The organism is Mycobacterium sp., assembly GCF_032161845.1.
Lineage (GTDB): Bacteria > Actinomycetota > Actinomycetes > Mycobacteriales > Mycobacteriaceae > Mycobacterium.
Genome location: NZ_JAVRQA010000474.1, coordinates 1 through 6,831, shown reverse-complemented (window position 1 = coordinate 6,831; position 6,831 = coordinate 1). Strand labels below are relative to the sequence as shown.

The window sequence follows — 6,831 nt, the reverse complement described above, 5'->3', positions numbered from 1 at the left end:
TGTGTTCTCTCGTTCGAGGTCGACTGGGGTTAGACGGACTTGGTGACGCCGAGGTAGGTGATGACGTCGTCGGTGTTGTCGGTCGAGCTCGTCAGCGTGGCGTAGGACCGGATGAACGACTGACCGGCGCACTGATCGGTCTTGACGCGCACACCGGTGAGGGTGATGCGGGTCGTGGTTCCCTTGAAGGACTTCTTGTCCAGCGCCACCGTGGTGACGGTGCCCGGCTTGAGGTACACCTTGCCCTGCAGGCTGATGCCAGCCTGCAGTGTGGGCTAACCGGCGGGAAAGCCGATACCCGGCTGAATGCTCGCGCCGGGGTTGATCTCCGCCTCGTCGGAGATGATGCCGCAACCGATCTGCTCGCCGGCCTCCATCGAGCCGCCGGTCAGCTTCGTCTTGCCGCCACCGGTGATGGTGCCGGTGAAGGTGCCCGAGATCAGGTACTCGCGCGACGAGATGGCGGTGGTCAACGGCGCGACGGGCAACTGGGTCTCGTTGCTGCCGACGACCTGCAGGTGCCAACCGTCCGGGGTGTCGAGGATGCCGGGCGCGGCCGAGGGCACGGCACCGGTGTCGACGGGAGGGCCGGGTACGGCCACCGGCTGGACCGCTGGGTCCGGCGGCGGGGGGTCGGCCAGCGCCACGGGCGCCATTCCGACCGGGATTGCAATGCAAACAGCTGCCAGCGTCGCAAAACGGTTCAACATGAGTGAATCGGCGCCTCTCGTGGTCTAAATCTCCAGCAGATAACGGATCTGTCGCGACGGAGCATCCAATGGCAGGGTTACCGGGTGGTGAACGGCCGACCAACAAATCACACCTCGTTCCCATCCAGTGGGTGCGACCGTGGCAAGCACCAGAACCATTGATGTGCAGCGAAGTCCACGCTTTCGGCAAGCTCACAGTCCGAGGACATCCGATCGATCGCCGTTGGATGTCGGACGTTGGCCAGTCGTTCACCAACTGGACACCTAACTGACCGACGGTGGTGGCCAGATGGTGCCAACGCCGTGGTTCGACTGCGACACCAATAGCTTTGGAGGAAACCTTGAGTTCATCCCGCGTCTTGGCGCGAGCGGCAGCTGCGTCCTTGATCTCGCTCGGGATGGGATTCGCCTCCATTCCAACGGCATTCGCCGACGATGACGCACCACAAGACCCAGCAATTCAAGTCAACGCCGTACCGATGTCTGACAACGCCCAGCCTGCTGCCGTCGTGGCCTGCGGCAACTTCGCCCAGGCGCTCGACGGCGCTTCGACGTACTACGGGGAGTTCTCCGACTCGTTCGAGGGCTCGGACTACAACGACCCCGCCGTGCAGAGCAGCAACGAAGTCGGTCGAACCGCCTTGCGTCAGGCCGCGGGCGTGGCCATGGATGCCGCGAACACACCCGGACTCGACCCGCAGGTGGGCGATCCGATGCGATCCTGGTCGGTGGACGCCACGAAACTGCTCTTCAAGATGGGCTTACACATCCCCGGCGAGAGCCTGAACACCACGGCGACGGAGATGAACACCGACGCCACCAACGCTCAGCAGGCCTGTGCAGCGGCGGGCACGCATGCCTGACCCGTGGTGAAGCGTTTCCTCCCAGGGGCATTCGCGCTCGCCTTGACGTTGACGGCGTGCTCGAGCGGGGGCGGCCAGGCGTCCGCCCCGCCAGAACTGGTCCCTGCCAGCGTGCTCGACAAGGTCCTTCTCAGCCCTGCCGAGGTCGACTCGGTCATGGGGACCACCGGGATGACCGCGCACCCTCGCGTCGAGGCGATGAGCGATCACCGCAACCTGTTGCCCAACCTCAACTGCCTGGGAATCTGGCAGGTCAACGAAGCCGGCGTGTACGGCAAGGACGGCTGGATCGCACTGCGCCAGGAACTGCTGCGGTCACCGGATACGGAAAATTGGCACAGCCTCGTCGTGCAGTCGGTGGTCAATTACCCATCGACCGAGGCCGCACACGACTTCTTCGGCCAGTCAGCGGATCGTTGGGCCAAGTGCACCAATCACAACGTGAACATCACCCTCAACGACCAGCCACTACCCAAGTGGCGAAGCGGTGAGCTGACCAAGACCGACAGCCAACTGGCTATCCCCTTCACCAGGGGCAGCGCCAACGGAGTCGACTCCTGCCAGCGTGTGCTGGCGGTGGACGACAACGTGATCATCGACGTTCAGGCGTGCACCCGAGACGTCTCGACGGTGACGAAGGCGGCCGCCGTGTCCGACGCGATCGAGGCCAAGCTGCCTCGGTAGCGCTAGCCGATGCCCGCCCCGAAGCTGAAGCCGCCGTCGTCTCCGTTCGGGCAGGCGACGTCGACGTACACGGTGGTGAAACTGCCGTCGGTGGGCGGCGCATCGCCCGGATCATTGACGCCCGTGACCCGGCACTCCGAGAGCGGTTTCGTGTCAAATCCGTTGACCCAGTTGATCTGAACGTTGTAACCCCGCGCCTTCAGATCGTCGATGACGGCGCTGGCCGGACCGTTGGCGGCCGACGGGTCGGCCCCGGCGACAGGGGCGCAAACGGCCGCGCAGACGCCCAAGGCGGCAGCGGCCAGCGCGACGTAGCGGAGCGGACGGATCATGCCTTGACGGTACGCCCGCTACGCCGCGTTCGGATTCTCCAGCACGATGGCCACTCCTTGGCCCGAGCCGATGCAAACGCCGATGACCCCGTAGCGGGCGTTGCGCTCGCGCAGTTCGGTGGCAAGTGTCAGGACGTAACGCGTCCCGGTCGCGCCGAACGGATGCCCGATGGCGACAGCCCCGCCATTGGGTGTCAACTTCTCATCGGGAACGACGAAGCCGCCCAACTGATTCGGGAGCTCGCGAAGGACACCGAGCGCCTGAGCGCTGAACGCCTCGTGCACTTCCCACACATCGATCTGCTCTGGCTTCAGGCCGGCCCGGCTGATCGCGAGCGGGATCGCCCACGCCGGCGCCAGCCCCATGACGAGCGGGTCGATGCCGTACACCGCCGAGGACACCACGCGGGCAAGGGGTTCGGCGCCGAGCTCGGCGGCACGATCCCCCGAGGCGATCACGATTGCGCTGGCGCCGTCGGTCAGTGGCGTCGAGTTGGCCGCGGTCATCTGGGTGGTCCCCGGTTGGGCGGGGAGCTTGGCCAACGACTCGGCCGTCGTATCGTCGCGGATGAACTCGTCGTCGGAGAACACGACCTCCGGAGTCTTCCTCGTCGCCGGGATCGTCACCGGCATGATCTCCTTGGCCAGCCGGCCGGAGTCGCGGGCCGCCTTGGCATTTCGCTGTGACCGCAACGCGAACGCGTCGATCTCCTCACGTGTCAGCCCATACCGATCGGCGACATTCTGGGCAGTCTCGATCATCCCGATGTAGGCGTTGCGCGCCAGGAGTGCCGGGTTGGGTGGGCCCCCGGCACCCGCCCACATGGTGTCCAGCATGAAGACGGGTCCGCGGGGGCTGAAGGCGGCATCCCCCTTCATCAGCGCCCAGCCGGAACGGGACATCGACTCGACGCCGCAGGCGATGCCGACTCCGAGGTCTCCCGCCATGATGGCGTGGCTGATGTTGATCGTGGCGCTCAGCGACGAGCCGCAGAATCGGTTGATCGTCGCCCCGGCGACGCTGTCGGGGAATCCCGCCGCGAGTGCCGCCCACCTGCCCACGTCGCCCATGCCCTCGTGGGCCGGGTTCACACAGCCGGCGACGATGTCCTCGACCGCGCCCAGTTCGACACCCACCCGCTCACAGGCGCCCTTCATGGTCATCCCGAGCAGGTCGTCCGTGCGGATGTGCGACAACGAGCTTCCGTAGCGCGCGAACGGCGTCCGCACGCCGCCGAGGATGAATGCGTCAGTCATCGTGCTCCGCCGTTCCGTCGACCGAAGGGTTCGATTAGCCTGGATCGTTCCGGCAACGGTGTCAACGTATCGTTTCCTCAACGACGACGGAAGGCGATCAATGGACAGCCAATCCACCACGCATGCAAACCTTTTCGACTTGACCGGCAAGTATGCCCTGGTGACCGGCGGCACCAGGGGCATCGGCATGATGATGGCGCGCGGCCTGTTGCAGGCCGGCGCCCGCGTGGTGGTCAGCTCGCGCAAGGCTGATGCGTGCGCTGCCGCTCAGGAGCAGCTGTCGGCGTTCGGTGATGTCCGGGCCATCCCCGCCGACCTATCCACCCACGACGAATGTCTACGGCTCGCCAACCTCGTCACCGCCGACTCCGATGGTCTCGACATCCTCGTCAACAACGCGGGCGCGACGTGGGGTGAACCGTTGGAGACGTTCCCGGATGCCGCGTGGGACAAGGTGATCGACCTCAACCTCAAATCCCCGTTCTGGCTAGTGCAAGCCCTGCTGCCAGCGCTGAGTCAGGCGGGCACCGCCGATGACCCCGCCCGCATCATCAACGTCGGCAGCATCGACGGACTCCGCGTCAGCCCGCTGCCCATCTATTCGTACGCCAGCAGCAAGGCGGCACTGCACCAACTGACGAGGGTGCTCGCGAAGGAGTTGGGGCCGCAGCATGTCACGGTGAATGCGGTGGCGCCAGGGCCGTTCCCGTCGAAGATGATGGCGGCGACGCTCGACACGTTCGGTGACGCGATCGCCGCCTCCGCGCCGCTTCGTCGCATCGGAAGAGACGACGACATGGCCGGCATCGCAGTGTTCCTCGCGAGCCGGGCGGGTTCGTATCTGACGGGGACGATCATCCCAGTCGACGGTGGCATCGCGACCACCGCGTAGGCGACCCGCACCCCTAGTTCTCCGAGGGTGGTGGTTGTGGTTGGAAGGGGTCGTACCACCACCAGTCGGCGCGTTCCCCAAGGGGACCGCGGCACGGTTTGACCGCGGGCCGGGGTTGGGTGGGTGGGCGTGCCAGGGCTCCCGGGTTGAGTGGTTCGCCGTCAGTGTCGGTGATCAGGAGGTGTTGGGCGTCTCCGGTGATCGTGATGCCACCGCGATGATGCAGGCGGTGATGGAAGGGACACACCAACACGAGGTTGACCAGTTCGGTGGGTCCGCCGTCCTCCCAGTGCCGGATGTGGTGGGCGTGCAACCCGCGGGTGGCCCCGCACCCGGGGACCACGCAGCAGCGGTCGCGGTGCTCCAGTGCCCGACGGAGTCGGCGGCTGATGGTGCGGGTGACCCGCCCGGACCCGATGACCTGGCCCTCGCGTTCGAACCAGGCCTCACAGGTGGCATCACAGAGCAGGTATTGGCGGTCGCCGGGTGAGAGCAGCGGACCCAGATGCAGCTCGGCGGCGGGCTGGTCGACGTCGAGGTGCACGACCACGGTGGTGTGCTGGCCGTGTGGGCGCCGCGCCGCCTCGGCGTCCCAGCCGGCCTCGACCAGGCTCGTGAACGCATCGACGGTGTTCGGGAATGGCGGCACCTGAACAGGTGAGCCCTCGTCGCCGTCACCGTCGCCGTGGTGAAAGCCGTCGTGGTCGACGTCGTCGTGCTCCCCGTGGTCGCGTTTCCACGCCGCGATCAGACCATCGCGATGCGACTGCAGGGCAGCGTCGAACTTCGCCGCCTCCACCCGCGGCAGCCGAATCCGCCACGTCGTATACCCCTCGCCGACGGTCCTGCTGATAGACCGCTCCACGTCCGGCTTCGGATCGGGGTCGGGTCGCGGCGCCAGCTTGATCGCGGTCCGCAACTGGGTCACCGTGGCCACCGATGCCAGCTGGGCGTAGTGCTCGTCGGAACCGTCGGCGGCCCGCTCGGCGATCACCCCGACCTGATCCAACGACAGTTGACCCTCCCGCATCGCGGCCGCGCAGCGGGGAAACTCCTCGAGCCGACGGGCGACCGCGACGATGGTCTCAGCGGTCCGTGGAGCGGTGCCCAACTTCCAGGCCACCAGCGCCGGGACCGACCGAGCGCCGGTGGCGCCCCAGATCCCGTCGCCGTCGATCTCGGAGACGATTTCCACCAACCGGCTGTCAATCGCGTTGCGCTGCCCGGCCAACTCCTCCATCTCCCCGAACAACACCTCCAGACGCTCCTTGGGACTGAGCTCAGTCACCAAAGACGCTGCGGTCGAAGACATGACACCATCGAAGCACCGGGGTACGACAAATTTCGGACAGCCAGGTTAGGCGGCCTCACCCGTCGCGCGAGGCTTCTTCTGCCACGGCCACATCCCGGTGATCTCGAGTTCGAGGGAGAAGCTGAGGAATGTCCGGATCGCCACGATGCCCGCGAGGACGGCGACGCTCTGCGCGTTCGGCGTGACTGCCACGGTGCGAATGATGTCGGCGGCGACCAGGAATTCCAGGCCGAGCAGGATCGTCCGGCCGAGCGTCTCGCGGAAGAAGCGGTACGTATCAGCCGATTTTCGGAAGAGTCGCCCGACGGCGATCCCCCCGGCCACGACGGCACCGATCGCGATGATCGCCACGCCGACGCCATCGATGACCTTGCCGACGAGCTCGACGCTCTCGATGAAGCCCACGACACCGACGTTAGCCGCCAGGCAGTCTCGCCGAGACGGTTGCGGCAAACGTATGCGTGTCGCCTGGCCAGCGGGCCGAGACATAGGCGCCGTCGTCGACGACGAACGCGGGCCGCGGGTTGGTCGCGGAGTCGCGCGTCATCCCCGAGCTCCTGGCCCGCCAGTCCACGGAACCCCTTTGTACGTCGCGGAAGTCGTCGGGGTGCGCCAGTGCGCGAGTGACTTCGGCTTGCACGGACATGTGGCCGACTGGGTCGCCGGGCCGCTCGGAGTAGGTCCGGTAGTAGTCGGGATCCCAGAATCGCGTCAGCCGGGCGAGCCGCCAAGCCCGGCTCTCCAGGGCCCACGTCAGCGCGGTGGTCTTGCGCCCGTAGAG

At 66.6% G+C, this 6,831-nt stretch carries 7 protein-coding genes and 2 pseudogenes; 3 read left to right on the top strand and 6 right to left on the bottom strand.

Annotation, left to right across the window (positions count from 1 at the left end; genetic code table 11):
- Window positions 1-29: 29 nt before the first annotated feature.
- Window positions 30-710, bottom strand: a pseudogene (locus QOD90_RS25750) (MspA family porin).
- Window positions 711-1,189: 479 nt separating this feature from the next.
- Between QOD90_RS25750 and QOD90_RS25745 the strand changes: the two are divergent.
- Together QOD90_RS25745 and QOD90_RS25740 are read left to right on the top strand one after the other, a co-directional pair.
- Window positions 1,190-1,573, top strand: coding sequence for an Rv2240c family protein (locus tag QOD90_RS25745; protein WP_526354414.1), 384 nt, complete (start codon window positions 1,190-1,192; stop codon window positions 1,571-1,573).
- Window positions 1,574-1,576: 3 nt separating this feature from the next.
- The gene (locus QOD90_RS25740) at window positions 1,577-2,257 is read left to right on the top strand and encodes a sensor domain-containing protein (protein ID WP_526354412.1); all 681 of its coding nucleotides are present in this window, start codon (window positions 1,577-1,579) and stop codon (window positions 2,255-2,257) included.
- 2 nt (window positions 2,258-2,259) lie between these two features.
- Here the strand turns inward: QOD90_RS25740 and QOD90_RS25735 are convergent, their stop codons facing one another.
- Both QOD90_RS25735 and QOD90_RS25730 read right to left on the bottom strand, forming a co-directional pair.
- A complete protein-coding gene (locus QOD90_RS25735; protein WP_526354410.1) occupies window positions 2,260-2,589 on the bottom strand; it encodes a hypothetical protein in 330 nt (109 codons plus the stop codon).
- Window positions 2,590-2,607: 18 nt separating this feature from the next.
- Window positions 2,608-3,846: a thiolase family protein gene (locus tag QOD90_RS25730; RefSeq protein WP_526354408.1), complete on the bottom strand. Its 1,239-nt coding sequence runs from the start codon at window positions 3,844-3,846 to the stop codon at window positions 2,608-2,610.
- A gap of 100 nt (window positions 3,847-3,946) precedes the next feature.
- On the opposite strand from QOD90_RS25730, the gene QOD90_RS25725 reads away from it, so the two are divergent.
- Window positions 3,947-4,738 carry an SDR family oxidoreductase gene (locus QOD90_RS25725; RefSeq protein WP_526354406.1) on the top strand — a complete coding sequence of 264 codons (792 nt, stop codon included), beginning with the start codon at window positions 3,947-3,949 and terminating at the stop codon, window positions 4,736-4,738.
- A 13-nt stretch (window positions 4,739-4,751) separates the two neighbouring features.
- Here the strand turns inward: QOD90_RS25725 and QOD90_RS25720 are convergent, their stop codons facing one another.
- The 3 genes and pseudogenes from QOD90_RS25720 to QOD90_RS25710 form a co-directional block, all read right to left on the bottom strand.
- Window positions 4,752-6,050, bottom strand: a complete 1,299-nt coding sequence (locus tag QOD90_RS25720) for an HNH endonuclease signature motif containing protein (protein WP_526354404.1) — start codon at window positions 6,048-6,050, stop codon at window positions 4,752-4,754.
- Window positions 6,051-6,095: 45 nt separating this feature from the next.
- Window positions 6,096-6,455 (bottom strand): DUF1622 domain-containing protein, encoded by a 360-nt coding sequence (locus tag QOD90_RS25715; protein ID WP_526354402.1) that lies wholly within the window; start codon window positions 6,453-6,455, stop codon window positions 6,096-6,098.
- A gap of 10 nt (window positions 6,456-6,465) precedes the next feature.
- Window positions 6,466-6,831: pseudogene (locus QOD90_RS25710) on the bottom strand (type 1 glutamine amidotransferase domain-containing protein); the annotation flags it as partial.